At 50.8% G+C, this 1682-nt stretch carries 1 rRNA gene; it reads right to left on the minus strand.

What is annotated here, in order from left to right:
• Nucleotides 1–117: 117 nt before the first annotated feature.
• Nucleotides 118–1662 (minus strand): 16S ribosomal RNA (locus SP041_RS20615).
• Nucleotides 1663–1682 lie beyond the last annotated feature (20 nt).

The following is a 1682-nucleotide window of genomic DNA, read 5'->3' on the forward strand; positions in this document are numbered from 1 at the left end:
TCTAATCAAACAATCTGTGTGGGCACTCGCTAAGTATTTGCGTAGCAAAAACTTTGGCCGGTAGATTTATTTGCCTAAGCAAATTCATCGTAAGGCTTGCTAATGTGTTTCTTTACGTAAGGAGGTGATCCAGCCCCAGGTTCCCCTAGGGCTACCTTGTTACGACTTCACCCCAGTCATGAACCACACCGTGGTCATCGCCATCCCCGAAGGGTTAAGCTAATGACTTCTGGTGCAGCCCACTCCCATGGTGTGACGGGCGGTGTGTACAAGGCCCGGGAACGTATTCACCGTGGCATTCTGATCCACGATTACTAGCGATTCCAACTTCACGGAGTCGAGTTGCAGACTCCGATCCGGACTACGACAAACTTTAGGAGATTCGCATACCATCGCTGGTTAGCAGCCCTTTGTATTTGCCATTGTAGCACGTGTGTAGCCCATCCCGTAAGGGCCATGATGACTTGACGTCGTCCCCACCTTCCTCCGGTTTATCACCGGCAGTGTCCCTAGAGTTCCCGGCATAACCCGCTGGCAAATAAGGATAAGGGTTGCGCTCGTTGCGGGACTTAACCCAACATTTCACAACACGAGCTGACGACAGCCATGCAGCACCTGTCTCAGAGTTCCCGAAGGCACTCTACTATCTCTAACAGATTCTCTGGATGTCAAGGGATGGTAAGGTTCTTCGCGTTGCATCGAATTAAACCACATGCTCCACCGCTTGTGCGGGCCCCCGTCAATTCATTTGAGTTTTAACCTTGCGGCCGTACTCCCCAGGCGGTCTATTTAATGCGTTAGCTTTGAATCCCACGGCATATAGCCACAAAATTCTAATAGACATCGTTTACTGCGTGGACTACCGGGGTATCTAATCCCGTTTGCTCCCCACGCCTTCGCGCCTCAGCGTCAGTCTTTGTCCAGGTGGCCGCCTTCGCCACTGGTATTCCTTCAGATCTCTACGCATTTCACCGCTACACCTGAAATTCTACCACCCTCTACAAAACTCTAGTTAACCAGTTTCAAATGCAGTTCCAAGGTTGAGCCCTGGGATTTCACATCTGACTTAATTAACCGCCTACGCGCGCTTTACGCCCAGTAATTCCGATTAACGCTCGCACCCTCCGTATTACCGCGGCTGCTGGCACGGAGTTAGCCGGTGCTTCTTCTGCGAGTAACGTCACAGATAAACCCTATTAAGATTTACCCTTTCCTCCTCGCTGAAAGTGCTTTACAACCCGAAAGCCTTCTTCACACACGCGGCATGGCTGCATCAGGCTTGCGCCCATTGTGCAATATTCCCCACTGCTGCCTCCCGTAGGAGTCTGGACCGTGTCTCAGTTCCAGTGTGGCTGGTCATCCTCTAAGACCAACTAGGGATCGTCGCCTTGGTAAGCCATTACCTTACCAACTAGCTAATCCCACTTGGGCTACTCTTATGGCGTGAGGCCCGAAGGTCCCCCACTTTGATCCGGAGATGTTATGCGGTATTAGCAGTCGTTTCCAACTGTTGTCCCCCACCATAAGGCATATTCCCAAGCATTACTCACCCGTCCGCCACTCGTCAGCAAAGTAGCAAGCTACTTTCTGTTACCGTTCGACTTGCATGTGTTAAGCCTGCCGCCAGCGTTCAATCTGAGCCATGATCAAACTCTTCAATTTAAAGTTTAATTTGCACTTAA

The sequence above is a fragment of the Psychromonas sp. SP041 genome (assembly GCF_000470315.2).
GTDB lineage: Bacteria > Pseudomonadota > Gammaproteobacteria > Enterobacterales > Psychromonadaceae > Psychromonas.